Source organism: Arthrobacter sp. TJ-263 (assembly GCF_058269155.1).
Window position 1 is genome coordinate 1852866 of sequence record NZ_JBZCNE010000001.1, and the last position, 25305, is coordinate 1878170.

The 25305-nt window shown below is 70.1% G+C and carries 26 protein-coding genes and 1 riboswitch; of the genes, 13 read left to right on the forward strand and 13 right to left on the reverse strand.

What is annotated here, in order from left to right; translation table 11 throughout:
- Positions 1 to 96: 96 nt before the first annotated feature.
- Positions 97 to 1164, reverse strand: coding sequence for a spore photoproduct lyase family protein (locus tag AC4D2F_RS08825; RefSeq protein ID WP_104167878.1), 1068 nt, complete (start codon positions 1162 to 1164; stop codon positions 97 to 99).
- A 131-nt stretch (positions 1165 to 1295) separates the two neighbouring features.
- Between AC4D2F_RS08825 and AC4D2F_RS08830 the strand changes: the two genes are divergently transcribed.
- From AC4D2F_RS08830 to AC4D2F_RS08840, 3 genes are all read left to right on the forward strand, one after another.
- Entirely contained in the window at positions 1296 to 1715 is a 420-nt protein-coding gene (locus AC4D2F_RS08830; RefSeq protein WP_104167877.1) for a DUF1801 domain-containing protein, read from the forward strand.
- Between the two features lie 117 nt (positions 1716 to 1832).
- A complete protein-coding gene (locus tag AC4D2F_RS08835) occupies positions 1833 to 2045 on the forward strand; it encodes a hypothetical protein (protein WP_104167876.1) in 213 nt (70 codons plus the stop codon).
- A 167-nt stretch (positions 2046 to 2212) separates the two neighbouring features.
- Entirely contained in the window at positions 2213 to 2569 is a 357-nt protein-coding gene (locus AC4D2F_RS08840) for a hypothetical protein (protein ID WP_490910210.1), read from the forward strand.
- A 57-nt stretch (positions 2570 to 2626) separates the two neighbouring features.
- On the opposite strand, the gene AC4D2F_RS08845 is transcribed toward AC4D2F_RS08840, so the two are convergent.
- From AC4D2F_RS08845 to AC4D2F_RS08855, 3 genes are all read right to left on the reverse strand, one after another.
- The gene (locus AC4D2F_RS08845; protein ID WP_104167874.1) at positions 2627 to 3259 is read right to left on the reverse strand and encodes a uracil-DNA glycosylase family protein; all 633 of its coding nucleotides are present in this window, start codon (positions 3257 to 3259) and stop codon (positions 2627 to 2629) included.
- Positions 3260 to 3466: 207 nt separating this feature from the next.
- A complete protein-coding gene (locus tag AC4D2F_RS08850; RefSeq protein WP_490910211.1) occupies positions 3467 to 4594 on the reverse strand; it encodes a Gfo/Idh/MocA family protein in 1128 nt (375 codons plus the stop codon).
- A complete protein-coding gene (locus AC4D2F_RS08855; protein ID WP_104167872.1) occupies positions 4591 to 5325 on the reverse strand; it encodes a sugar phosphate isomerase/epimerase family protein in 735 nt (244 codons plus the stop codon). Before AC4D2F_RS08855 ends, AC4D2F_RS08850 begins: the two co-directional genes overlap by 4 nt.
- 112 nt (positions 5326 to 5437) lie before the next feature.
- On the opposite strand from AC4D2F_RS08855, the gene AC4D2F_RS08860 reads away from it, so the two are divergent.
- The 5 genes from AC4D2F_RS08860 to AC4D2F_RS08880 all read left to right on the forward strand — a co-directional run bounded on the left by AC4D2F_RS08860 (position 5438) and on the right by AC4D2F_RS08880 (position 10318).
- Positions 5438 to 6457: a LacI family DNA-binding transcriptional regulator gene (locus AC4D2F_RS08860; RefSeq protein ID WP_490910212.1), complete on the forward strand. Its 1020-nt coding sequence runs from the start codon at positions 5438 to 5440 to the stop codon at positions 6455 to 6457.
- 101 nt (positions 6458 to 6558) lie between these two features.
- On the forward strand, positions 6559 to 7707 hold the full coding sequence (locus AC4D2F_RS08865) for an NAD(P)/FAD-dependent oxidoreductase (protein WP_490910213.1): 1149 nt from the start codon (positions 6559 to 6561) through the stop codon (positions 7705 to 7707).
- A 5-nt stretch (positions 7708 to 7712) separates the two neighbouring features.
- The gene (gene sigJ, locus AC4D2F_RS08870; protein WP_219815711.1) at positions 7713 to 8597 is read left to right on the forward strand and encodes an RNA polymerase sigma factor SigJ; all 885 of its coding nucleotides are present in this window, start codon (positions 7713 to 7715) and stop codon (positions 8595 to 8597) included.
- A 159-nt stretch (positions 8598 to 8756) separates the two neighbouring features.
- Complete coding sequence (gene sigK, locus AC4D2F_RS08875; RefSeq protein ID WP_490910214.1) at positions 8757 to 9386, forward strand: ECF RNA polymerase sigma factor SigK; 630 nt, start codon at positions 8757 to 8759, stop codon at positions 9384 to 9386.
- Positions 9387 to 9562: 176 nt separating this feature from the next.
- Positions 9563 to 10318 carry a GAF and ANTAR domain-containing protein gene (locus tag AC4D2F_RS08880; protein ID WP_104167868.1) on the forward strand — a complete coding sequence of 252 codons (756 nt, stop codon included), beginning with the start codon at positions 9563 to 9565 and terminating at the stop codon, positions 10316 to 10318.
- Between the two features lie 61 nt (positions 10319 to 10379).
- Here AC4D2F_RS08880 and AC4D2F_RS08885 read toward each other — a convergent pair whose 3' ends face one another.
- Positions 10380 to 11135 (reverse strand): GAF and ANTAR domain-containing protein, encoded by a 756-nt coding sequence (locus AC4D2F_RS08885; protein WP_490910215.1) that lies wholly within the window; start codon positions 11133 to 11135, stop codon positions 10380 to 10382.
- A gap of 373 nt (positions 11136 to 11508) precedes the next feature.
- On the opposite strand from AC4D2F_RS08885, the gene AC4D2F_RS08890 reads away from it, so the two are divergent.
- Positions 11509 to 13179: a GAF domain-containing sensor histidine kinase gene (locus AC4D2F_RS08890; RefSeq protein WP_490910216.1), complete on the forward strand. Its 1671-nt coding sequence runs from the start codon at positions 11509 to 11511 to the stop codon at positions 13177 to 13179.
- 76 nt (positions 13180 to 13255) lie between these two features.
- On the forward strand, positions 13256 to 13516 hold the full coding sequence (locus AC4D2F_RS08895) for a hypothetical protein (protein ID WP_490910217.1): 261 nt from the start codon (positions 13256 to 13258) through the stop codon (positions 13514 to 13516).
- A gap of 27 nt (positions 13517 to 13543) precedes the next feature.
- Here AC4D2F_RS08895 and AC4D2F_RS08900 read toward each other — a convergent pair whose 3' ends face one another.
- Positions 13544 to 14215 carry a peroxiredoxin-like family protein gene (locus AC4D2F_RS08900; RefSeq protein ID WP_490910218.1) on the reverse strand — a complete coding sequence of 224 codons (672 nt, stop codon included), beginning with the start codon at positions 14213 to 14215 and terminating at the stop codon, positions 13544 to 13546.
- A gap of 256 nt (positions 14216 to 14471) precedes the next feature.
- A riboswitch (cyclic di-GMP riboswitch) is annotated at positions 14472 to 14546 on the forward strand.
- A 17-nt stretch (positions 14547 to 14563) separates the two neighbouring features.
- Here AC4D2F_RS08900 and AC4D2F_RS08905 point away from each other — a divergent pair.
- A complete protein-coding gene (locus AC4D2F_RS08905) occupies positions 14564 to 15811 on the forward strand; it encodes a glycoside hydrolase family 26 protein (RefSeq protein ID WP_490910219.1) in 1248 nt (415 codons plus the stop codon).
- A 36-nt stretch (positions 15812 to 15847) separates the two neighbouring features.
- Here the strand turns inward: AC4D2F_RS08905 and AC4D2F_RS08910 are convergent, their stop codons facing one another.
- Positions 15848 to 16654 carry a DNA-formamidopyrimidine glycosylase family protein gene (locus tag AC4D2F_RS08910; RefSeq protein ID WP_490910220.1) on the reverse strand — a complete coding sequence of 269 codons (807 nt, stop codon included), beginning with the start codon at positions 16652 to 16654 and terminating at the stop codon, positions 15848 to 15850.
- A 180-nt stretch (positions 16655 to 16834) separates the two neighbouring features.
- Here AC4D2F_RS08910 and AC4D2F_RS08915 point away from each other — a divergent pair, with 180 nt between their 5' ends.
- On the forward strand, positions 16835 to 17194 hold the full coding sequence (locus AC4D2F_RS08915) for a YtxH domain-containing protein (RefSeq protein ID WP_490910221.1): 360 nt from the start codon (positions 16835 to 16837) through the stop codon (positions 17192 to 17194).
- 69 nt (positions 17195 to 17263) lie between these two features.
- Here AC4D2F_RS08915 and AC4D2F_RS08920 read toward each other — a convergent pair whose 3' ends face one another.
- From AC4D2F_RS08920 to AC4D2F_RS08945, 6 genes are all read right to left on the reverse strand, one after another.
- Positions 17264 to 18244 (reverse strand): NAD(P)/FAD-dependent oxidoreductase, encoded by a 981-nt coding sequence (locus tag AC4D2F_RS08920; protein WP_490910222.1) that lies wholly within the window; start codon positions 18242 to 18244, stop codon positions 17264 to 17266.
- A gap of 55 nt (positions 18245 to 18299) precedes the next feature.
- Positions 18300 to 20486 (reverse strand): 4-alpha-glucanotransferase, encoded by a 2187-nt coding sequence (gene malQ / locus AC4D2F_RS08925; protein ID WP_490910223.1) that lies wholly within the window; start codon positions 20484 to 20486, stop codon positions 18300 to 18302.
- Positions 20487 to 20597: 111 nt separating this feature from the next.
- A complete protein-coding gene (locus tag AC4D2F_RS08930; RefSeq protein WP_490910224.1) occupies positions 20598 to 21071 on the reverse strand; it encodes a MarR family winged helix-turn-helix transcriptional regulator in 474 nt (157 codons plus the stop codon).
- 62 nt (positions 21072 to 21133) lie between these two features.
- Positions 21134 to 22132 (reverse strand): MBL fold metallo-hydrolase, encoded by a 999-nt coding sequence (locus AC4D2F_RS08935; protein WP_104167860.1) that lies wholly within the window; start codon positions 22130 to 22132, stop codon positions 21134 to 21136.
- A 163-nt stretch (positions 22133 to 22295) separates the two neighbouring features.
- Positions 22296 to 22400 (reverse strand): MFS transporter small subunit, encoded by a 105-nt coding sequence (locus AC4D2F_RS08940; RefSeq protein ID WP_459337035.1) that lies wholly within the window; start codon positions 22398 to 22400, stop codon positions 22296 to 22298.
- Between the two features lies 1 nt (position 22401).
- Positions 22402 to 23790, reverse strand: coding sequence for an OFA family MFS transporter (locus tag AC4D2F_RS08945; protein ID WP_490910225.1), 1389 nt, complete (start codon positions 23788 to 23790; stop codon positions 22402 to 22404).
- Between the two features lie 179 nt (positions 23791 to 23969).
- On the opposite strand from AC4D2F_RS08945, the gene AC4D2F_RS08950 reads away from it, so the two are divergent.
- Complete coding sequence (locus AC4D2F_RS08950) at positions 23970 to 25298, forward strand: APC family permease (protein WP_490910226.1); 1329 nt, start codon at positions 23970 to 23972, stop codon at positions 25296 to 25298.
- Positions 25299 to 25305 lie beyond the last annotated feature (7 nt).

Genomic DNA, 25305 nt, shown 5'->3' on the forward strand with positions numbered 1-25305 from the left:
GGTGACAATGTACCGTCGGTCGGCCCCGGCCCGGCGCCGCGGACGGTCCCGGTGCGGCGGACGGGGCCAGTGCGGCGACGCGCGCGGCGTCGAGCGCTAGAAGGCATAGCGGATCCGGCAGTAGGGCAGCTGCGCGTCGGCGAGGCGGAGGAACTCGTCGAGATAGCCCCGCTTGTCGTAGGCGACGTAGCGTACGTTCGTGAACCCGTTCTGGGACTGCTTGGTCTCCTGGAGGTCCGGCCGCCACAGGATCTCCTCGGCCTGCGGATGCCACCCGAGGTTGACCTCGTGCAGTTGCTGGTTGTGGGTCAGGAAGATGACCTCCGCCGCGAGCTGGCTCTTGGCCGCGGGTGACAGCGCGGCGTCGAGCTGGCCGAAGAGCTCGCGCCAGTCGTCCTGCCAGCCGGGCGTGATGATCACGGGAGAGAAGTTGACGTGCACCTCGTAGCCCGCCTCCACGAAGTCGTTGATCGCGGCGATGCGCTCCGCGACCGGCGTGGTGCGCACGTCCACGGTTCGGGCGAGCTTCTCGGGCATGAGGGAGAAGCGGATGCGGGTGCGTTCCTGGGGGTCCCAGGCGAGCAGGTCCCGGTTCACGTACTTGGTGGCGAAGGAGAGCTTGGCGGTCGGCAGGTCCCGGTACAGGTCGACGAGGTCCCGCACGTTGTCGCTGACCAGCGCGTCCACCGAGCAGTCGCTGTTCTCCCCGATGTCGTACACCCAGGCCTGGTCGTCACACTGGTTGGGCTCCAGCTTCATGCCCTGACGCGCCACGTGCCGTTCGAGGTAGCCACTGATCTGGTCGATGTTGGCGAACACGGTGATGGGGTTGCTGTAGCCCTTGTGGCGCGGGACGTAGCAGTAGGCACAGGCCATGGCGCAGCCGTTCGCCGTCGAGGGGGCGATGAAGTCCGCCGACCTCCCGTTGGGTTTCGCGGTGAGTGACTTCTTGACGCCGATGATCAGGGCCTCGGTCTTGATGCGGACCCATCGGCGCACATTCGCCTCGTCCCCGCTGAGTTCCGGGATACGCCAGTGGCTCGCCACCTCGACGACGTCGGCGTCCGGCCACCGTGCGAGGATCTCCTGGCCGCGGGGCAGGGCAGCCGCAGCCGGCTCGACGTAGATGCGGCTGATCTGAAGCAGCTTGTTGGCCTGGAGCATGCAACCCTTCGAAGTGTCCGTCGTTATCCCCGACGGTACCTGCCGCCACCGACACTTCCGGAGGGCCGCGGGCCCGTCTACTGTGGCTGCACGGGCGCCGACGGCGCGCCCCCGGGAAAGGCGGCCGGATCGTGGCAGAACTGCTGACACAGCCGACGGATCAGGACCCGCGCTCGTTCATCGACACGATCGCGCATCCCACGCGACGTGCCGACGCGCTGGTCCTGCTCGACCTCATGGGCCGGGTGACGGGCGAGCGCGCCGTCATGTGGGGTTCCTCGATGATCGGTTTCGGCCGGTACCACTACCGGTATGCCTCGGGCCACGAGGGCGATGCCCTCTCCGTCGGATTCTCGCCACGGTCGACGGCGCAGGCGCTCTACGGCCTGCTCGCCGCACCAGGGGTGGAGGAGCTGCTGCCGCACCTCGGCAAGCACCGGCGCGGCGCCGGGTGCCTGTACGTCACCTCGCTCGCCGCCGTCGACCTCGCCGTGCTCGAGGACCTGGTGCGGCGCGGACACGGATTCATGACGACGGAGAACTTCTCCTAGGCGCCGGACGCCGCCCTCCTCACACGGGATGACGAGTATCCTGATGAGTAGTTCCCTGCCTCCGACCGGAGAGCACCACGGAGGACGACCTCCTGCTCGGGACGCCGAAAGGAAGCAATGAGCGCGAAGGATCCGCTGTCGACCCGCTTCATGCAGGCCACGGGCAGACTTCGCATGTTCTTCGGACCTGCACAGCGCGGCAGTACCACGGGCCCGATCGTCTATCTCGACGACGAAGCGCAGCGGGCGAGGCAGGAGGAGTTGCAGCAGTGGACGGTGGTGCGCAACCCGGACGGGTCGACCTACCTCACCTCGAAGCGGGACTCCTGATGGACGGCGACGGACCCACGGTCCGTACTCGTCGGTAACTTACGGGATTCCTGCGGCATGGAACGCGGGGAATACTGCCGGGTAATGGCAGACTGTCTGTGTCAATGCATTTTCGCCCCTGAGCGATGTCAGGGTGCCGTCATCACACAGACCGAGGTCTCACCTACATGAGCACACAGTGCCCGTCTGCCCCCACGCCCACGGACGAAGCCGCGCCGCACCGGACCGCACTCCACATGGTGCCCGGCGGCCGGGACGCACGAAGCGGGGACACCCTCGTCCACCAGCTCAGTGCCGAGACGGACGCCCTGCTCGAGCACCTCGAGAGAGCCGTCGCGCGCCTCGCCCTCACGCACCGCGCAAGCGCACCTGACCTCGAGACGCAGAGGACGGACGACGACGCCTTCGCGTGGGTCCAGCAGTCCATCGAGGACATCGCGGCGACCCTGCGGGGACTGACCCTGAAGCGTTCGAGGGAGCACTCGACCGAATCTCCGCTGCACGCGCTCAGCGACCGCCCCTGAGGCGCGGCCAGGCGGCGGGCCCGGTCCCCGACGTGGACCGCGGATCCGGAAGGAGCCCTAGATGGACTGCCGGGCGCGGATGCCGGCGCGACCCATCGCGTCGGTGTAGGCCGCCTGGATCTCCTTCAGCCACAGCTCCTGGTTGACGGGCGTGCCTTTGAAGGCGCGCTCCCCGGGGGAACGGACCTCGTAGATCTTGAACCCGCGCTTGGCGATGGCCCGGTTCTCGAGCTTCATGAGCCGGCGGGCGGCCTTGTGGGCGTCGGCACCGTGCGCCACGAGCGCCGACGCTCGCGGGACCTGCTGCAGGAAGGTGAGCAGGGGCTTCACGCCGTCGGCGATCTGGTCCATGGTCAGCGCCCGCTCCTTGCCCTCCGGCAGGTACCAGGGGTGGGCGTTCCACGGCATGAAGGCATCGGGCCGCAGACCGACGGCCTCGTAGATCCCCGCCATGCGGATGGAACTCGGGTCGTCGTTCTCGAACGAGACGAAACCGGAGGGCAGCGAGGCTCCGGGGTTGGAGAAGAGGCTGACGATCTTGCAGCCGTCCACGTCGTGGATCGGGTCGATGTAGGGCACCGCCGACCCCGGCTTCGACTCGGCCAGGGTGTCGCACAGCCGGTTCACGTCCTCGATCTGCGGATCGTATCGCTGTTCCCACTGCTGTGCCCTGTACGTGGGGTCTGACATACGCTGTACCAATTCCGCCTCCTCGCGGACGGCGCCAGAGGTGGCGCGAACGTGTCCGCAACTCCCAGCCTACGCCAGTACCCGACCGGCGTCGCGGCCACCGGACCCTGCCGGCTGCTCGACCCGGGCGGAACGCGGGCTGTCGGAGCCCCGCCGGCCACCGTCCGCGTCCCTCGCGGGCGTGGTGGTCGGGTTCCCCGGGAGGTCTCAGGACAGGGTCGCCGCGTACGGGTTCCAGTCCTCCGGCAGCGGCTCGGCGGCGGTCGCGGTGCTCGAGAGCGAGACGAACTCACCGGTGGCGAGGCTCTCCGCGATCGAGACCATGGCGTCGAGGACGTGGTACGCCGTCTGGCCCTGCGCGCGGTGCGGGCGCCCCTCGCGCAGGGCCCGGGCCATCTCGAGCACACCGCTGCCGCGCGTCGACGTCGCGCCGACCGCGTGGACGACCTCCGGTTCGTCGCTTCCGCGGCGCGTCAGCACGAGGTCGCCCGTGAAGTTGTTCGGGTCGGGGAACGCGAGGGTGGCCTCCGTCCCGGTGACCTCGACGAACCCCGCGCGGTGGAGCGGCGAATCGAAACTGAAGATGCTCTGCGAGGACTCGCCGTTCGCGAACCGGGCGATCGCGCTGACGTGGGACGGGACGGTGACGTCGAAGACCTCACCGGCCCTCGGCCCCGAACCGATGGTGCGCCTCTCGCGGGACGTCGACCCGAAGCCCGCCACCTTCGTGATCGCACCGAAGGTCTGGACGAGCGTCGTCAGATAGTAGGGGCCCATGTCGAACAACGGCCCGGCGCCCTCCTGGAAGAGGAAGGCGGGATTCGGGTGCCAGGACTCGGGGCCCGGGGACTGCATCAGGGTCAGCGCCGTGAGGGGTACGCCGATGTCGCCGCGCGCCACCAGGCGCAGCGCCGTCTGCAGGCCCGCGCCGAGGAAGGTGTCGGGAGCACAGCCCAGGCGGAGGCCGGCGGCATCCGCGGCCTTCAGCAGGCCCGTGCCGCTCTCCCGGTCCAGCGAGAAGGGCTTCTCGCTCCACACGTGCTTGCCCGCTTCGACGGCGGCAGTAGCGACCTCGACGTGCGCTGCGGGGATGGTCAGATTCACGATGATCTCGACGTCGGGGTGGTTCAGCGCATCCTGGACGCCGCCCGAGGACGGCACCCCGAACTCCGCGGCCCGGGCCGCGGCGACCTCCTCGTGCAGGTCGGCGACGATGTGCACCGTCACGTCCGGGAAGGCTGTCAGATTCGTCAGGTATTCCTTGCTGATGACCCCTGCTCCGATGACGGCGACGCCGACGGGGCCGGTGCGCCGGGCTTCCGATCGAGCGCTCATTTCCTTCCCTCCGTCAGGTACGCGAGGCTGTCGGCGACGGCGGCGAAGATGTCGCCGTCGAAATCGTCGAGTTCGACGACGGCGGCCTCGAGCCCGGGAGCGGCGTCGAGCACGTCCCAGACGGGCATGCTGCCCGAGCCGACGGCAACCTGCTCCGTGTTCTGCTTGGTGAGTGGGCCGTCCTTGATATGGATGAAGCGTACGCGGTCGCCGAGGCGGCGGAGCAGCGCGGCGGGATCCTCGCCGCCGACGGCCGCCCAGTAGGTATCCACTTCGAGGACGACCTCCGGGTCGAGGTAGCCGGCGAGGACCTCGAGGGCGGAGGTGCCGTCGATGCGCTCCTCCAGTTCGAACTCGTGGTTGTGGTAGCCGACGGTGATGCCGTACCCGGCACCCTTCTTCGCTGCCGCGTTGAGGGCTTCGGCGGTGGCCCTGATGTCCTCGTCGGAGGTCCAGGACGAGCGCTCGACGTGGGGGTCGATCACGGTGCCGATGCCGAGCTTGCGTGCGGCCTCGAAGATCTCGTCCTGGTCCGCACTGAGGAGGGGCGCGTGGCCGGACGGGGCGGTGAGTCCGCTCTCCGAGAGTGCGGCCGTGAGCTCGTCGGCGGTGGCGACGAAGTTGTAGGGCTCGACGGCGGTGTAGCCCAGTGCGGCGACACGCTGGATGGTGCCCGGCAGATCCTCTCCCATGGCCGTCCGCAGGGTGTAGAGCTGGAGTGAATACGTCACGGGGGATTCTCCTCGCTGAGAATAGGGGATGCTGAACCGGTTCAGCAGTCAGGTCGAACCTAGGTGATATCACGGGGTCGGTCAAGCAATTCGTGGAGCTATTGTGGAAGCCATGGCCAAGGAAACCATTACCGGCCTGGCGAAGAGGCTGGGCATTTCGAAGGCATCGGTCTCCTACGCGCTCAATGGCCAGCCAGGGGTCAGCGAACTCACCCGGCGCCGTGTCCTGGACCTCGCCGAGGAACTCGACTGGTACCCCAGCTCCTCCGCCCGCGCCCTCTCCCGGTCCCGCGCGGGCGCCGTCGGGATGGTCCTGTCCGCCGATCCCCTCCTCATCGGCACGGAACCGCACTACATGGCGATGCTCGCGGGCATCGAGACAGCCCTCGCCGAAGGGGACATGGCCCTGATGCTCCGCATGGTGGACAAGGGTCCGGCCCAGGAGCAGTCCACCTACGAGCGCTGGGCCGGCGAACGGAAGGTGGACGGCGTCCTCATCTTCGATCACCTGCACGACGACCCGCGGCCCACCCTGCTGGACCGGCTGGGCATGCCGTTCGTGCTGCACAGCGCACCGGCATCCGCCGCGCCCGCCTCGTACTCCGGGACGACGACGGACCACGCCGTCGACGCCGCCACGATCGTCGATCACCTCCACGACCGCGGGCACCGTCGGATCGCGCACGTGTCGGGCCCGCACCGGTTCGTCCACGAGGAGGAGCGCATCCGAGGCGTACGGCAGCGCGCGGCACGCCACGGTTTGGAGGTGGTCCAGGTGGAGACCGACTACGCGCTCACGTCCGGGCACGACGCCGTCGTGACACTCCTCCGCGCACCGGAGGCGCCGGTGACGGCGATGGTGTTCGGCAACGACCTGATGGCGATGGGCGGGCTGCTCGCCCTGCGCGAACTCGGCCTGCGCTGCCCCGACGACGTCGCGATCGTCAGCTGGGACGACTCGCTGCACTGCCGGCTCGCGTCCCCCGCGGTCACGGCACTGTCCAGGAACCCGGGCATGCAGGGCCGGGTGGCCGCCGAACTCCTGCTCGCCCTGCTCGACACAGGCACCATCCAGACGAAGCCCATGCCGCACGGCGAACTCGTGCTCAGGTCCAGCACCGCCACGGGCTGAGGACGACCGACCGGCCCCATGGTCCGGGCTGCGCCCCTGTCACAGACCGCCGGCGAGCGGTGTCTTGATGGTGTCGGACATTCCTGAGGAAGCGAGGCGTCATGAGCGGGTCGGTGCGGGTGGTGGTCGTCGGTGGCGGGTACGCCGGGGTGATGGCGGCGAACAGGGTTGCGGGGAGCACAGCGGATCGACTCCCCGTCGAGGTCACCCTGGTGGATCCGGGGGCGCAGTTCACCGAACGGATCCGGCTGCACCGGGTCGCCGCCGGGAGCCGGGACGCAGCAGGCGTGGACTGGTCGAGGGTGCTGCATCCACGGGTGCGTCGCCTCCCCGCCCGGGCGCTCCGGATCGATGCCGACCGTCGGTCCCTGACCCTGCGGGGCCACGCCCCGATCGGGTTCGACTGGCTGGTGTACGCGGTCGGCAGCGGAGAGCCGCCCACTCCCCTGCTGTCGGTCACCAATGCGGCGGCCGCGGCGGGAACGCGGCGCGCCATCACGCGTCTGGCCTCCGGTGCGGCGGTGACGGTGGCCGGTACCGGTCCCACGGGAGTCGAACTGGCCTGCGCGCTCGCGGTCACGCGCCCGGACCTGTCCATCACCGTCGTCGCCCCGTCCGGGCCGGCCCATCCCCTCACCGACAGGGACGCGGTGGCCCGCCGCCTGCACCGCCTCGGCATCACCGTCGAGCACGGGAGCGTGGACCCTGAGACGGGGACCGTGACCCCCCGGGCTCCCGGTGCACGCCCACGACCGGCAGCGGCGGCGACGATCTGGACGGCGGGGCTCGCCGTGCCGTCCCTCGCGGCCGACAGCCTGTTGCCCGTGGACGGCAGCGGGCGGCTCGTCGTGGACGCGACACTCGCCGTGCCTGGCCATGAGCGCGTCCTCGGCGCCGGCGACGCCGTGTCCGTCACCGGTACCGCCGGGGATCACCTGCGGGCGTCCTGCGCGATCGCGCTGCCGATGGGCGCCCACGCCGCCGACACCGTGCTCGCCCGCCTGGCCGGCACCGCCCCGTCGGAGCTCGACGCCGGCTACCTCGCGCAGTGCCTGGACCTCGGCGCAGGACGGGGTCATGTGCAGTTCGTCCACGCAGATGACGCGCCCCGCCGCTGGGCGCTCTCCGGGCGGGCCGGAGGATGGGGGAAGGAACAGGTCTGCCGGATGACGCTCGCGTGGCTGGCCGGGGAGGCGCGCACACCGGGGTCCTACACGTGGCCGGCCGGTCCGGCCGTGCCCGTAGGCTGATGCCCATGGCCCCCTCGACGGAGCAGGACGAGCTGTTCGCAGCGCATCGCCCCATGGTGTTCGCGATCGCCTACGAGGTCCTGGGGACCCGCGCCGATGCCGACGACGTCGTCCAGGACAGCTACCTGCGCTGGGCCGGGGTGGACCCGGCCGGGGTCCGGGATCCGCGGGCCTACCTCGCCACGATCGCGACCAGGACCGCACTCAACGCGATCCGGACCGTGTCCCGCCGCCGGGAGTCCTACCCGGGTCCGTGGCTGCCCGAGCCGCTCGTGGCAGAGGCCGACGACCCCGAGCAACGCCTGATGATGAGCGAGCAACTCAGCTACGCCCTGACCGTGGTGCTGCTGCAGGCCACTCCGGAGCAACGCGCCGTGTTCATGCTCCACGACGTCTTCGGCCTGCCCTATCCGGCGGTTGCCGAGGCCCTCGGCAAGAGTCAGGCCGCGGTGCGGCAGATCGCCGTGCGGGCCCGGACCCGCATCGGCGCCGCAGACCGGTCCGCGAGCAGCACCAGGGAGGGCGCCGCGGCCCTCGAGGCTTTCCAGGCCGCCGTGGGCACGGGTGACCTGCAGGCCCTGATGGACGTCCTGGCCCCCGACGCCGTCCTGCTCTCCGACGGCGGCGGCAAGGTCGTGGCCGCCCGCAAGCCCATCCTGGGGGCCGCGGCGATCGCCGGGTTCCTTCTGAGGATCGGCCGCACGCCGACGCCGGGGGCGCGGGTGGGCATCGGACCTCTTAATGGCGGCCAGGGCATCCTGGTCCATGCGGGTGACCGGCTGGAACTGACCGTCGCCGTGGAGGCGGACGGGCAGGGCAGGATCAGCGGGATCTACCTCGTGCGGAACCCGGACAAACTGCGCGGCCCGGCCCGAGCCGCAAGGCTCTGACGACACGCAAGATCTGCGCACCTCCATGGATCCGGCCGCCCGACGCGGGGGGACCTGTGGTTTGCTGTACTTAGGTTGTTTAGCAATCAGGGACCTTATGGCACGCGGTGCCCGACGTCGCCTGGATCAAGCCGACGGTCAGAAGAAGGTCTCACGCACATGCAGAATACCCGGATCCCGGATCCTGTCCGGCTTTCTCCCCGGTCCTCCCCTCCTGCTGTCGCTGGTCCGGGCCTGCCGGGGAGCGAGGTGGAGTCGCTGCTCCTTCGGGTGGGGCAGGGCGACGCGCAGGCCTTCGAAGACCTGTACCGGCAGACCTCCGCCCGCGTCTACGGGCTTGCCCGGAAAGTGCTCGTCGATGCCGAGATGAGCGCCGAGACGACGCAGGACGTCTTCCTCGCCCTCTGGCAGGGCACCGCGGCGCGATTCGATCCCGGCCTCGGTACCGGGATGTCCTGGATCCTGACCGTCGCGCACCGCCGCGCGGTCGACAAGGTCCGGTCCGAGGAATCCCACCGGACCCGGGACCTGAAGTGGGGGATCAAGAACCAGGACGTCGACTACGACCAGGTCGCAGATGCTGCCGTCCGGCAGTCAGAGGCCGCTGCGGTCCGGGCCTGCCTTGCCTCCCTGTCCGCGGCGCAGCGGGAGGCGATCAACCTCGCCTACTACGCCGGTCTGACCTACGTCGAGGTCGCCGACCACCTCGGCATCCCCGTCCCGACCGCCAAGACCCGGATCCGGGATGGCATCGGACGGCTCAGGACCTGCCTCCAGGCGGCGGACTGAATGATCGACTCCGGGCTCCCAGGTCCTATACTTCTTCGGAGGAAAGCGCTCCACATCTCCATCCACGTGGTCCGAAGCGAGCGGTGAACCCCGACCGCCGCGACGACCCGGCCCGGTTCCGACCGCTGCGGCTTGGATCGTCGACCTGACATCCCCTCGTTCAAGGAGCCAGCCGCATGCCCGACGAAAAGGAACTCGCTCGCGAGATCGACCGCGACCCGGTCACCGCGCTCCTGCAGGACATGGTGCTCGAGAGCGACGACGTCCAGGAATTCCTCACCGGCCTCGCGACCATAGCCTCCGAAGCGTTCAGCAGCGCCTACGGTGAGGTGTTCTGCGGGGTGACGCTCCTGCGGCCACGCTCGATGATCACGGTCGCCAGCAGCAGCGACAAAGCCCGTGAGGTCGATGAGGTGCAGTACGGGTTCGACGACGGCCCCTGCCTCCGGGCCGCCCGCACGGGTGAGACCGTGCATATCCGGGACTTCCTCACCGAGGAACGCTTCCCCGAATACCGCCAGGCCATTGCGGCCCACGGCCTGCGCTCTGCCCTCGGCATTCCCATCCGGCTCGACGACGGAGCCAGTGCCGGCCTGGACTTCTACTCCACGACCCCGGACGCCTTCGACGCCACAGGCATCACGGTGGCCGAAGGCCTCGCCCGCGATGCCTCACGCTCCCTCCGCCTGGCCGTGCGGATCGCGAAGCTCAGCGAGGACACGCAGCACCTCAAGGCCGCCATGACGACCCGCACCACGATCGACACGGCCGTCGGCGCGATCATGGCCCAGAACAGGTGCACCCAGAAGGAAGCGTTCGCGATCCTCCGACAGGCATCCTCCACGCGCAACGTGAAGGTATCGGACCTCGCCGCCGGCATCCTCGCCTCCGTGGGCCAGGCAGAACCGCTGACCACGCACTTCAACCACTGACGACCAGGCGTCGCACGCCCCGGAGGATCCGCCGCCGTGAACCGGAGACAGCCCCGATGCGCTAGCGAGCGGTCTTCGAACGGGGAAGTTCGCCGCTGCTGATGAGGTGCTCGGCGACGTTCCAGAGTTTCAGGTGGGTGCGCTGGCTGGCCATGGACAGCACGATGAACGCCTGCTCACCGGTGATCTTGTGGCGTTCCATGAGGATGCCCTTGGCCTGGCCGATCACATCCCTGGAGTTCACCGCCTCGTGGAGTTGCCGGGCCTTCTCGGCCTCGGCGAACGCCACCGACGCGTGGGAGGCGACCAGCAGGCCGATGTTCTCCGACTCGTCCGTGAACGCGTCGGCCTCGTACGAGTAGAGGTTCAGTGCGCCCAGGTCGTCGCCTTCGACCCACAGCTGGATGGAGAGCATCCCCTTGGCGCCGGCCTCGGTGGCCCGCTGCGCGAACAGCGGCCACCGCTCCTCGTGCGCCATGTCGGCCACCCGCACGGTCCGGCGCTCGTACGCCGCTTCCAGGCACGGCCCCTCCCCGGTCTCCATCTGCAGCGCATCGATGCGCTCGGGCAGGCTGCCGGACGCGCCGCGGGATCCGATGTTCTTCCGCCCGATGACGACACTGACGGAGCCTTCGTCGACCCCGGGGATCAGGTCGACGGCCGCGTGGACGAAGCCGGCGACGATCGCGTCCGAGTCCGGTTCCTGCTGCAGCGACCGGGCGAGCTCGGCCAGCTCCGTGGCGAGATCGCGTGTCCGCTCACTACCGCCGTAATGCGACGACGGCATACCCCTGTTCATCTTGAGCTCCTCGCTCATCACATACACCTCCTGGCAGTGGGACCGCGATCGGTACGGGCGGTGCTGCCCTCCACTGTAATGCTCGTCGTTTTGCAATGCTTGTCGCGGTGTGCCGCTGCCGGATACACGATCGTCGACCGGCTTCCCCGCTGGACAGCCTCGCGACCGGTGCACTGTTTCCTGAGTGTCGGCCGTGCGATCAGCGGTTGCTTCGACACGGAATCCGCTCTTGACTGGAAGGAGTCCCCGGGTCGAGCAAACGGCACCGGGGGCGACAGGAGTGCAGGGCCCAGCGCCCTGCACTCCTGGTCATGCGCGGCTCATGCCGCAAGTCCTCGACCTGCGGCAGGAAGTGACGAGGCGGAACCGTGCAGTGATGCATGCTGGGAGGATGAAGGACACGCCGGCGCCTGAGGCAGGACCGAGCTCCGGGAGGTCGGCCGGCATCAGCGCCCTGGTAGGAGCATTCGGTGCGATGGCCGAGGACATCGACCTGAACACCGTCCTGGAGCGGGTGGTGTCGGCGGCCTGCAAACTCGTCGGCGCGCGGCACGGAGCGTTGGGAGTGGTCGGTCCGGATCGGCTGCTCAGCGCTTTCGTCACGGTCGTGCTGGAGACCGACGAGAACGGGACGGCCTCGTCGCACCCCCGGGGAGACGGGGCCCCAGGCGCATCGGGCCCCGGTCCGCGTCCCCTGCGCCTGCACGACCTGCGCCCGCACGAGCGCGCGGCAGGCTTCCCTGCCCGGCATCCGGAGATGAGCTCGTTCCTCGGAGTCCCCATTCGGATCCACGACAGGGTCTTCGGGACTCTGTACCTCACCGGGAAGGACGGAGACGGAGGATTCACCAGCACCGATGAGAAGCTCCTCGTCGCTCTCGCCGCGGCGGCCGCCATCGCGATCGCGAACTCCCGCCTGTTCGACGACTCGACGCGCAGGACACGATGGCTCGAGGGCGGGCTCGGTGCGGTCCGCGAGATCCTCGAACAGACCGACCCGGTCCGGAGCCATCCCGAATCGGTCGCGCACCACGCCCTGCGGGCATCGCACAGCGACCTCACACTCGTTCTCCGCGAGCACGGTGATCGACGAGCGCTCCTCTGCGTAGCGGCGGAAGGCCGGGACGCAGGCTCCTTCAGCGGGGAATCCTGGGACTATCCGGCGCTGCTGGACGATCTGACCGCGATGTCGCCCCCGTTGCTGCTGACACCGGCGGATACCGCCCGCCTGCTGCACGGGTCCTCCCTCCCTGCCCCGACGACGGCGGTGTGCGTACGACTCGCCGGGTCGGGAGAGCGGCACTACATCCTCTTCGTCCGCCGGGCGGAGGTCCCGTTCACCGACGTCGACCACGAGATGGTCCGGACGTTCGCGTCCCATGTGTCGTTGGCCCTGGAACTGCTGCGGGCCCAGCGGGAACGGGAACAGGAAGCGGTGTTCGGCGACCGGGACAGGATCGCACGCGACCTCCACGACCTGGTCATCCAGCGACTGTTCGCGACAGGCCTGAGCATGCAGGTCCTCAGCAAACAGCTCACGGATCGCAGGGCGCTCGAACGCATCAGCGTCGTGACCGCCGAGCTGGATGCCACGATCAGGGAACTGCGCGACACCATCTACTCACTGCGATCCGTTCCGCGGGCCACCTCGACCTTCAGCGCCGGCGTCTTCGCCCTCGTGGCGGCAGCGGCCAGGAGCCGCGCCCTCCAACCCGTCCTGCACCTCTCAGGCCCCCTCGACGCCGCTGTCGACCCCGAACTGGCCGAACATGTCCACGGGGTCCTCACGGAAGGCCTGTCCAACGCCCTCCGGCACGCCGCAGCACACTCCGTCACGATCACGCTGCAGGCCCTTCCGGATCGCCTCGAGATGGAGATCATCGATGACGGCTCCGGGTTCGCAGAACCGCCCTCGTGTCCCGGACTGACGGAGATGCGGCGCCGGACCGGACTCTGCGAGGGCACCCTCTCGATCTCGAGCACCCTCGGCCATGGAACGCACATCCTGCTCATCGTGCCCCTGGGCACCGAGGGCGGCGGGGACCAGGAATCCGGGAGGTAGGAGGCGATTGCGGTAATGTCGGTCTCGCCTCTAGAAGCGGGGCTCTTGGGTTTGTTGCATGTGAATGAGGCACTTCGTGAGTGATAACAGCAGGTTGGACCCGGCGAAGCTCTTCCCGGAGGATCTGACATCGATCGATCGGGATGACCTTGACATCCTGAACAGCAGGAACCACCGCTCGAGGGATGTGCAGTACATCCGTGACGGGGGCGTGGACGCGGAGACCGAAGGGCAGCACCACGAACTCCGGGAAGAGCTTGATCGCCGTCAGCTGGCACGCGACACCTTCGTATCCGCCGACAACGAGGACGCCGACAACGAGGCGAAGGAAGCCTGAGCCCGCCTCCGGTGGGCGCGACTACCGTCAGAGCGCCACGAGGGCATCGATGATGTCGCTGGTCTCCGTGCGGTTCGTGTAGTCCACGTGAACATCGATGAACCGGATGGTGCCCGTCGCGTCGGCGACGATCACCGTGGGGAACGGGATCGTCAGCGACCGGTCCAGGTTGGATCCGGCGACGTCGATCCCGAGGGCTATGCGCGCCAGCGTCGACTCGGGGCTGGGTGACGTGACGATCCCGAGCTGCGAGGCGAGGGTGTTCCCTGCGTCCGAGTAGAGCGATACGTACAGCCCCCTCTCGTGTGCCATCTTCCGCGTGATCTCCGGGTGCTGGGGGCTGACGGCGATGAGCCGCGTCCCGAAGGTCTCGGCGAGGGGGCTCAGTTCCCGCTGGTAGGTCTGCAGGGTGATGCTGCAGTAGGGGCACCACTCGCCCCGGTAGAACACGATGATCGCGGCTGCGGCCCCGAGGACCTCGCGCAGGGGCACCGGATGCCCTCCGTCGTCGTACAGGATCGCCTCGGGAAGCTTGTCGCCCACGCGGGCGATCCCCTGCGGCAGCCCTGCACGGCGGAGTTCCTCCTGCTCCATCATGAAGACCTCCGCGAGCGCCGGGCCCACCTGCGCCTCGAAGGTCGGCCTGAACTCGTCCACCTGCGCCGCGATCGTGTCGGTGAATTTCTGTCGTTGCTTCATCTTCTCCCTCCGCACACCACGACGGGAGCCTCGAGCCCGTCGCACTACCAATTGTGGGCCAGGCCACACGATTTCCCAAGACGACGGCCATATTCGGGCGGCGGCCGGGGCCCACCGGGGATGCGCGCTGCGGAAGACCTGACGGAATCCTTGGCCACCGCTCAGCGGATTCCGGCGGCTGCGGGGCAGATGCGACGGGACAATGGGGTGCGGGTCCCGCTGCATCGCGGGGACCCACGACGCCCGGGCAGCCGCTCGGCGACAAGGGCAAACCCGGCGCGAGCCGGGGACGCAAAGCCACGGGACCCTCGCGGTCAGCCGGGCCACCGAACCCGTGAGGTGCCGATCATGCTTCCCGTTCCCCGTCTCGCAGCAGCTGCAGTCCTGACGACCGCCGCGCGCCTCGTCGTGGTCGCCGCGGTGCTGTCCGTCCTCATGCTCGGGGTGCCGCCGGTGTCCGCCCAGGCCGCGGCCACGGGCACGCCCAGGGTCACGGTCAGCACCACCTCCGGAGTACCCGGCGCCGCCGTCACGGTGACGGGCGCGGGCTTCCCGAGGAAGAGCAGGGGAACCGTCGTGGCAGGGGCCGTGGGTGCGGCTCTGACCACGTCGCCGACGGGCGCCTTCACCGTCTCGATCGTGCCGACGGGGACCGGCCCGGTGGACATCACGGCGACGGTCGGTACCAGCACGGCGAGCGTCCGATACACGCTTCTCGAGCCTGCGCCCGCCCCGGGCGCCCCGAAGGGCATCCGCTTCGGCGTCGGCACCAATGGCGGGCCCGCGGCCGGCGGCGAGCTCGACGAGGTCGCGACACTCGCGGGCGAGGCCCCTTCCCTCGTGCTGTCCTACAAGGACTTCAACCAGCCCGCGCCCATCGCCGAGCTGGACGCGGTGCGCGCCCGCGGCTCCGAGACGCTGCTGACCTGGGAGCCGTGGACCTGGGGTGGCGGCGCCGACCAGCCCGCCTACTCCCTCGACCGCATCGCGGCCGGCGAGTTCGACGCCTACCTCCGCGAGTGGGGCACGGCTTTGGGGCACTGGGGGCAGCCCGTGTATCTGCGGTTCGCGCACGAGATGAACGGGGACTGGTACCCGTGGGCCGCCGGCGTCAACGGCAACACCGAGGCCGACTACATCGCGGCGTACCGGCACGTACACGACGTCGTCGCCTCCACCGGCGCGACCAACGTCAGCTGGGTCTGGAACCCCAATGTCCCCTACTGGGGGTCCACGCCCATGGATCGGCTGTACCCGGGTGGAGACTACGTCGACGTGGTGGCGCTCGACGGCTACAACTGGGGCACGTCGCAGGCGTGGAGCTCCTGGCAGGAACCCGAGGCGCTGTTCGGGGACGGCATCGCACAGCTCCGGCAGATCGCCCCGGGCACGCCGATCATGATCGCCGAGACTGCCTCGTCCGAGATCGGCGGGTCCAAACCCCGGTGGATCTCCGACCTGTTCAGGTACGTCTCCGCGCAGCAGGACGTCGTCGCGCTCGTCTGGTTCCACATCGTCAAGGAGGCCGACTGGCGCATCGACAGCTCCCCCGCCTCGACCGACGCCTTCGCCACGGCACTCGCCGCGCGACGCTGACCGGCGCCCGGCACGGGATGAGCCCGGACGCCGGCGTCAGTGCCCCGGCGGTGGCGGCTGGCAGCGCGGACACCACCAGGTCCGACGACGGCCAGGATCATCCGGGACCTCCGCCCTGACGTGCACGGCGGTGCCGCACCGGAGGCACGGCCTGCCGGCGCGACCGGCCACCCAGTGCTTCTCGCCCGGCCGGGTGTTCCCCGTGGTGACCTGGTGCGCACCCGGCTGCATCGCGGAGAACCGCAGGCACCGGGCGCCGAGGGCCACCAGTGCCGGCACGTCCACGTCGGCCACTGCTGTGTCGGGGTGGACACCCCGCAGGAAGCAGAGCTCGTTGGCCCACAGATTTCCGAACCCGGCGATGTTCCGCTGATCGAGCAGGGCGGCCGCCACGCGCTCTCCCGGGCCGCGGCGCAGCCTGCGCACCGCCTCGTCCGCGGACCAGTCCTCCCGCAGCGGGTCCGGACCGAGGTGACCCACGGCGTCGCCCTCCGCCCGCGTGGCCAGGAGGTTGACGACGGGCAGGTCCAGCCCGTACGCCGTGGGCCCGTCACGCACCGCGAGGATCACCCGAGCATCCGGCAGGAGCCTCCGCGGCAGCGCCCTCCCGGGGGCCGTGACCGTCCAGGACCCCTGCATCAGCAGGTGCGTGTGCAGGGTCAGCCCGCCGTCGAACCGCGTCAGCAGGTGCTTGCCGTGGGTCACGTGCTCCGCGATCCGCATCCCGTCGAGCGGCGTGGCGGCATGCGCGGGAACGCGCAGGTCGCCGCGGCTGAGCGCGCGCCCGTCGAGGGATCGCCGCAGGCGGACGGCGAGCCGGAACACGCTGTCCCCCTCGGGCACGGAGCCTCCCTGTCCTGGTGCTTCCGGCCAACCTAGCGCCCGGCACCGACACTTCCTCACACGGCAGGGCCTGCATCGCGGCACTCCCCTACAGCATGTTGCCTCTGGAAACTCCTCTCGCCCCGGCCGACCAGGTGGTCTAGATTCGAGAGGATCGCAGTCCATCGAAGGGAGAACACCATGAAGAACAAGCTTGTTTTCGCCGCAGGCACGGCGGTCGGCTACGTCCTCGGGACGCGGGCCGGCCGGGGGAGCTACGAGCAGCTCAAGACGAAGGCGCAGGCTCTGTGGGAGAGCCCGAAGGTCCAGGAGACCGTCGCCTCGACCACCGGCACGCTCAAGAGCAAGGCCCCCGAGCTGCAGGACTCCCTGAAAGGCGTCCTCAAGAAGGGCGGGTCCAGCAAGGGCGACAAGGCGCAGGGTGGCACCTCCGGGACCACCGGACCGAGCGGTGGGAACCCCCGCGACGTCGAGGACACCCCGTTCCAGGCCCAGGACAGCGAGACCCGTCCTGACCTCGGGAAGGATCTCGGGAAGTAGCGCTCGTCCCGGAGGCGGGTCACGACACGACGTCGGGGCCCGCCTCTCCCCTGCCCCCTGCGGGAGCAGTCAGACGCCCTCGCTGACCGCCTCCTCGACGTCGAGGAGGTCCTCACAGTCCTCCTTGACGAGGACGGCGTTGAGGGCCACCGCCGTCCGGTAGGCATCTCCGGCCGCGGTGATGAGGTGGGCTGCGGGGTCGGCTGCGTTGCCGACCACCCAGAGCCGGTCGCGGGACGCCCGGCCGAGGTGGTCGGTGACGATGCACCCGTCGTCGCGCACTTCGCATCCCAGCGAGGCCACGAGCGGCGAGCCCGCGTCCGCCCCCGGCTCGCAGAACACCGCGACGCACGGCACCCGCTCCCCGTCGGCGGACCCGTCGTCGACCCGGACGGCGACGAGCGCCTGCGGGGTACCGCCGCCGGGCACCCCGCCCAGGACGAACTCCCGGACGAGGCCTTCCACGACCCGCACGCCCCTCGTCCGCAGGCGGCGTGCGTCCTCCTCCGGCACGGAGCCGAGGAGGTGGGGGAAGTAGGTCACGTCCGCCGACCACTGCCGCAGCAGGAGCGCCTGCGCGAGTGACGCGTCGGTGGAACCGATCACGCCGAGGGCCTGGTCCGCGACCTCCCAGCCGTGGCAGTACGGGCACTGCAGCAGCCCGCTGCCCCACGCCTCCCGGGCTCCCGGGACCTCCGGGAGGACGTCCCGGAGACCCGAGGCGAGGACGAGGTGCCGTCCCCGCGCCGTCCCGCCCGCCGCGGTACGCACGCTCCAGAGGCCCCCCTGCTCCTCCGCGCCGTCCACGACGTCGTCCACGACGTGCACCCCGTAGGGTTCCAGTTCCGCCCGCCCGAGGGCCACGAGGTGCTCCGGTGTGGCGCCGTCGCGGGTGGTGAAGCCGTAGGTGGCGCCGGCCGGGGCATTGCGGGGCGTCCCGGCGTCGATCACGAGGACGCGCCGCCGCGCGCGCCCGAGCACGAGGGCTGCGCTCAGGCCCGCGATCCCGCCACCGACGACGACGACGTCATATGTTCCGAGTCTGTCCATTCCTCCATCCGACCACGCCGCGCGGCTCCGCCGTCCCCGGAGTTTCCGCTTGCGCTCAGTCGGCGGGCCCGGGGTGTCCGCCGGCTCCGCGCGCTCCGCCGTCGACGGGTAGCCCCAGCGACGCCACGAGGGACGAGAAGCGACCGTTCGCGGCGAGGTCCTCGACGAGGACGGCCCTGCCGTCGGCGTCGGCGAGGGGGATCCGCCAGTTGGGGTACTCGTCGCTGGTGCCCGGCTGGTTCTGCGTGCGCCGTTCCCCGACGGCGTCGGCGAGTGCCACGCCCAGCAGGATGGACGGCGTCTGCGCGATGAAGGCGTGCAGGGCCTCGACGGTCTCCGGGACCCCGACGGGGCCGTCCGCGAGGAGATGCCGCTCCCGGAGGAGGTCCAGGAACTTCTCCTGGACGGCGCGGTCCTCGGCCTGCTCCTCCGCGACGGGCCGGCTGAGCAGGCCGAGCCGTTCGCGCAGCGCCACGTGCTCGCCCGCCAGGTACCCTGCGCTCGGAGGGAGGTCGTGCACGGTCACCGTCGTCAGGCAGCCCTGGCGGTAGGCCTCGGGGGGAAGGGGGCCGTCGGCGTCCTGCTCGAACCACAGGATCGAGGTGCCGAGGATGCCGCGCTCGGCCAGGTACTCCTGGACGCCTGGTTCGAAGACCCCGAGATCCTCCCCGACCACGATCGCACCGGCCCGTTCCGCCTCGAGGGCGAGGATGCCGATCAGCGCCCGATGGTCGTAGTACACGTAGGCTCCCGCGCCGGGCGCCTCGCCCTGCGGGATCCACCACAGCCGGAACAGGCCGAGGATGTGGTCCACCCGGATACCGCCGGCATGCCGCAGGATGTTGCGGAGCATGTCGCGGAACGCCGTGTAGCCGGAGGCGGCCAGGCGCTCGGGGTGCCACGGCGGCTGGCTCCAGTCCTGGCCGAGCTGGTTGAACATGTCCGGTGGCGCGCCGACGCTGATCCCGGGGGCGAGCACGTCCTGCAGCGCCCACGCATCCGCCCCGCTGGGGTGGACGCCGACAGCGAGGTCATGCACCACGCCGATGGACATGCCGGCGTCGGTCGCCTCCAGCTGGGCTTCCTGCAACTGCTCGTCGAGCAGCCACTGCAGCCACGCGTGGAACTCGATCCGCGCCGCATGGCGCTCGGCGAACGCGCGGGCTCCGGGCGAGTCGGGGCGTCCGACGGTCTGCCATTCCGGGGCGTCCGGTGGATACGCCTCGGCGAGCGCCGACCACAGGGCGAAGTCGGCCAGCCCCCGGCCCTGCCGGGCGCAGTAGGCGTCGAAGTCCTGCCGGCGCTGCGCGGTGCGTTCGACGGCGAAGACCAGCTCGAGGGCCTCCAGCTTCGCGGCGTACGAGGTGTCCCGGTCGAGCAGTTCGGTGGCCGTATTCGCGGCGGAGAAGCCCGCGGCCAGGCCCTCGATGCGCTGCCGCGCCGGGGCGTCGAGCCTCGCGTATTCGGGGATGTCCTCGATGCGCAGGTACAGGGGGTGGAAGTACCGGCGCGTGGTCGGCAGGTAGGGCGAGGGTTCCACTGGCGGTACCGGCTCGGCGGCGTGCAGGGGGTTCACGAGCACGAAGTCGCCCTGGTGCTGCGCGGCCGCCTGCGCGATCCGGCCGAGGTCCGCGAGGTCGCCGATGCCCCAGGAGTCGGTGGATCGGACCGAGTACAGCTGGGCCATCAGTCCCCAGCTGCGGTGGTCGGCGAGCGCCGCCGTCGTGCTCAGCCGGTCCGGCGTGACGACGAAGGCGCAGGTACTCTCCTGCCCGTCCACGCTGGCGTGCAGCGTGTGCCAGCCGAGCGGGACGGCGTCCGGCAGCGTGCCGTCGCGCCGCTCGAGGTCCTGGCCGTCGACGGTCCGGGCCTGCCCGGCCGCACCGACGGTCCCCTCGTGGCGGACGCCGTCCTCGTCCACGGCCCAGAACTCCACCGTCGCACCGACCGGCACGTGGAGGGGCACAGGGTCGGCGTCGCTCTCGCGCACGACGACGACGGCGGGCAGGATCGAGCGCCAGGGAGCGGCCGCGGTGTCGGCGAGGGCCTGCGCGATGGCGGTATCGGAGGAGGCATCGACCCCGAGCGCCGCGAGGACCGCCACGAGCGTCTCCGGGGTCACCTGCGCGGGTTCGCCGTCCCACCCCTTGAAGGTGGTGCCCACCCGGTGCTCCTCGGCGAGCCGGGCGAGGGGGGACGGGTTCCGCGGGCGTGCGTCGTCGTGCTGCGTCGTATCGGCCATGGCTCCAATCTAGGCGGCCATCAGCAGGCTGTGCATCCGTTCCCGCAGCACGCCCCGCATTTGACGGGCTCCGGGACCCCCGCCTCCCTGCACCGCCGGCGCAGGGAGGGGCTACCAGGTGTCCTTCGTGTAGGTGCTGTTGAGACGGGCGATCAGCGTGCCGAGCGCCTCCACGTCCTCCGGCTTCCAGCTGCGCATGAGGGCCGTGAAGGCCGTGCGTCGGCCGCTCTGCGCGGCGGCGAGCTGCTGCTGCCCGAGCGGGGTCAGGACCACGCGCTGGGAGCGGGCATCGTGCGGGTCCAGCCCCCGGTTGACGAGCCCCAGCCGCTCGAGCCCGGCGAGCTGCCGGCTCACCGAGGGCTTGCCCACTCCGATGCTCAGGGCGATGTCCGTCGCCCTGAGGGACCCTTCCCGCTGCAGGAGCGTCAGGATGCCGTACGCGGCCGGCTCCATGTCCGGATGCACGTGCTTCGCCAGCGCGTGCGAGGTGGTCCGTTCCCGGCGCCACAGCACGCTGGTCTGTTCCTCGAGCACCTCGATGGCGTGATCGAATTCGACGTCACCGGCCGCCGTTGCTGTCTCCATCCCCGAAGCGTATAGACGAGCGGCCCGGCCGGGGAGGGGTTACGGCGAACAATCCGAAGATTTCAGGGCGCGGGCCTCGTCCCCGCCCTGACGAAGTCCCGGTGCATCTCCGTCTGGGAGAGCGCGGACAGCAGTTGGAAACCCTGCAGCCCCTCCCAACCCGCGGTCCAGGTCAGGCGCGACGCGAGGTCCCAGACGGTGGGCTCCCCCAGGGTCTCGAGGACCACCTCCACCTCCCGTGCGCGCTTCAGCTGATGGTCGGCGCTCTCCTCCGCCCGCTCGCCCAGCCCCGTGAACCGGTGGCCGTGCCCGGGGAGCGCCTCGTAGTGTCCGTAGCGGCGCACGCTGTCGATCGACGCCACGTAGTCGGCCACGGGGTTCGACGGCGTCGCGCCCCCGAGCCCCACCCCGGCGAACACGGTGGGCAGCACGTGGTCGCCCGTATAGAGGAGCCCGCGGTCGTCGTCGCGCAGGCAGATGTGGCCGCCCGTGTGGCCGGGCGTGCCCATCACCACCGTCCGGAAGCCGGGAACGGGCAGGACGTCGCCGTCGGTCAGGGTACGGTCCACGGCCGGCCCGAGCCCCGCGGGCGAGCGGTCCACGAATCGGGCCAGCTCGTCCCGGCGTTCCCGCGGAACATCCCACCCGTCGAGGCGCGCGGTCACCTCGTCGGGATCGAGCAGACGGGTGTGGTGCCGCTCGAGGGCGGCACGCTCCACGCCGTGCATCGCCAGGGGTGCGCCCGAGGCCCGCCGCAGCCGCGCGGCCATGCCCACGTGGTCGGGATGCAGGTGCGTCCCGGTGATCCCGGTGACCGCTCCGTCCGGCGCGACCGCCGCGAGCGCCGCCGTCAACCGGTCCCAGTTCGCGTCGGAGTCCCACCCGGGATCGACGACGTGGACACCGGCGTCCGCGCCCCGCAGCAGGTACGTGAGGGAGTAGGCGAGGTGCCCGCCCGGCATGGGCTGCGCGAGGCACCAGACGTCGTCGCGCACCTGCTCCAGCGGCGGGAGCTCTCCACGTGCGAGGGCTTCGACCTGCTGCGTGCTGGTGGCGTGCATCTGTCCTCCCGAGGGTCCCCTCCACCGTAGACCAGGCGTGCACGACGGGGGCGAAGCCGCGGCCGAGCCGGAGTGGTCGCCCACTCCCAGCCTGTGGTGCATCGGCGATGTCGGTTGCGCCGTGGACACCCCGAAGGGCTCACGCGAGAGGACTGCTGCCCGATCAGCCGCCGAAGAGAGCCGCGGCGCGGGTGAGGGTCTGGAAGATCCCGTAGACCAGGGGGACCCCGACGAGGGCCCAGACGGCGGCGATTCGTGCTCCGGCCATGTCAGGCCTCCTTTGCAAATTCTCGTGGCGCATTCCGGACGGGTTCGTGGAAGCGGGCGTTCACTGGCTTGACGAGCAGGTTGGCGATGAATCCCACGACCAGCAGGGCCACCATGGTGAGCAGGGCGGGCTGGTAGGCGCCTGCGGTGAGTTCGCCCGGGGTGCCCTGGGCATCGAGGAAGGAGTTCACGATCAGGGGCCCGGCGATGCCTGCGGCGGACCACGCGGTGAGCAGGCGGCCGTGGATGGCCCCGACCTGGTAGGTGCCGAACAGGTCCCGCAGGTAGGCCGGCACGGTCGCGAAACCGCCGCCGTAGAAGGAGATGATCACGAAGGCGAGCGCCACGAACAGGAGGGTCGTGGAGGAACCGGCCAGGGCGAGGATCAGGTACAGCACCGCGCCCACGCCGAGGTAGATCATGTAGATGCGCTTGCGGCCGATGAGGTCCGACAGGGTCGACCAACCGAACCGACCGCCCATGTTGCCGATGGACAGCAGGCCCACGAAGCCACCGGCGACGGCGACGGAGACCGCCGTCGTTCCGTCCGCGCCGCGGAAGAAGTCCTGGATCATCGGGGAGGCCTGCTCCAGGATGCCGATACCCGCCGTGACGTTGCAGAACAGGACGACCCACACGAGCCAGAACTGGGGGGTCTTGATGGCGTTCGCCGCCGAGACGTTGTCAGAGGTGATGAGGGGCTTGGACTTCAGCTGGGAGGGATCGAAGCCGTCCGGCTTCCAACCCTCGGCCGGCACCTTGATGGTGAAGGCGCCGAACATCATGTAGACGAAGTAGATGACGGCGAGGGTCAGGAACAGCTTCCCGACGGCGTCGCCGCTGGCCACCCAGCCCTCGGCACCCGAGTTCGGGTCGTACATGCGGAGCAGCTGTGTGGACAGGGGGCTCGCGATGAGCGCGCCGCCGCCGAAGCCCATGATCGCCATACCCGTGGCGAGGCCCGGGCGGTCGGGGAACCACTTGATCAGCGTGGACACGGGGGAGATGTACCCGATGCCCAGCCCGATGCCGCCGATGAACCCGTACCCGACATAGACGAGCCACAACTGGTTCGTGAAGATGCCGAGTGCTCCCACCAGGAAGCCGGAGGTCCACAGGGCGGCCGAGGTGAACATGGCCTTGCGCGGCCCGTTGCGGTCCACCCAGGTCCCGAGGAGCGCCGCCGACAGGCCGAGCATCACGATCGCGATCGAGAAGATGATGCCGATCTGTGTCAGCGTGGCGTCGAAATGCGCCGTCAGCGCGGTCTTGTAGACACTGGTCGCGTACGCCTGGCCGATGCACAGGTGGACGGCCAGCGCGGCGGGCGGGATCAACCAGCGGTTGAATCCGGGTTTGGCGATGGTGTGGTCGCGGTCGAGCCAACTCATCGATGGCCTCTCTGTCAGCTGGAGTGGCCTCCCCCGGCCATTGTTATCGAAAGCAATTATGCTGTGCATCACAGCGGCCGGGGTGCAACCCGCGTTCGACGGTAGTTGTGGCGCGTCGAGCGGTTCTGTGATTCGGACAATACCCAGCCAGCTTAGTAGTTTCGTTTACACTGACGCTCATGACCATCACCGAACAGAGCCCCGACACCAGACTGAAACGCGGCATCACCGGCCCGCTCCTGTACCTCTTCATCCTCGGTGACGTCCTCGGAGCCGGTGTCTACGCCCTGGTCGGGGTCATCTCGGAAGAGGTGGGTGGTGCCATCTGGATGCCGCTCATGGTCGCACTGGCGCTCGCCCTCCTGACGGCGGGCTCCTATGCCGAACTGGTGACCAAGTACCCGAAGGCCGGTGGAGCCGCCGTCTTCGCCGAGCGCGCCTTCAGGAAGCCGTTCATCTCGTTCCTCGTCGGGTTCTGCATGCTCGCTGCGGGCGTGACCAGCGCCGCCGGACTCGCCCAGGCGTTCGCCGGCGGCTACCTCACCACCTTCATCGACGTGCCCGCGACTCCGGCCGCGCTCGTCTTCCTCGTGCTCCTGGGTCTGCTGAACATGCGCGGCATCAAGGAATCGGTGCGCAGCAACGTGGTCATGACCGTCATCGAGGTCTCGGGCCTCGTCCTCGTGATCGTCGTGGTCGGGATCTTCGTGGCTGCCGGCAACGGTGACCTCTCGCGTGTCAACGAATTCCCACCCGGTGTGGGCCCGGCATCGGCCGTGCTCGCGGCGTCGCTCATCGCCTACTACTCCTTCGTGGGCTTCGAGGTCTCCGCGAACGTCGCCGAGGAAGTCCACGACGTCAGCCGTGTCTACCCCAGGGCCCTCTTCGGCGCACTCCTCACGGCCGGCGTCGTCTACCTCCTGATCGGGCTGGCCTCCTCCGCCGCCCTCGCCCCCGACCAGCTCGCGGGATCGAGTTCGCCGCTGCTCGACGTCGTGACGGCCACCGGCGCGGGCATCCCCGGCTGGCTCTTCAGCCTCGTGGCACTCATCGCGGTCGCCAACGGTGCACTGCTGACCATGATCATGTCGAGCAGGCTGACGTTCGGGATGGCCGAGCAGGGACTCTTCCCGTCGGTCTTCGACCGCGTGCTGCACCGCCGCCGCACCCCGTGGGTGGCCATCGTCGCCACCACCCTGGTCGCCATGGCGCTGACACTGACGGGCGGGCTCGAGTCCCTCTCCCAGACCGTCGTCCTGCTTCTGCTCTTCGTCTTCCTCAGCACCAACATCGCCGTGCTCGTCCTGCGGAAGGACGCGGTGGAGCACAAGCACTTCCGCATCCCGGCGGTCTTCCCCTACCTCGCCATCGCGTCCTGCATCCTGCTGCTCACCCAGCAGACGGCCGAGATCTGGTTCCGCACGGGTATCCTGCTCGCCGTCGGCCTCGCCCTGTACGGCGTGCAGCGGCTGGTCCGCAGCCGGGCACGGAGGGCTGTCGACCAGTAACTGGTCC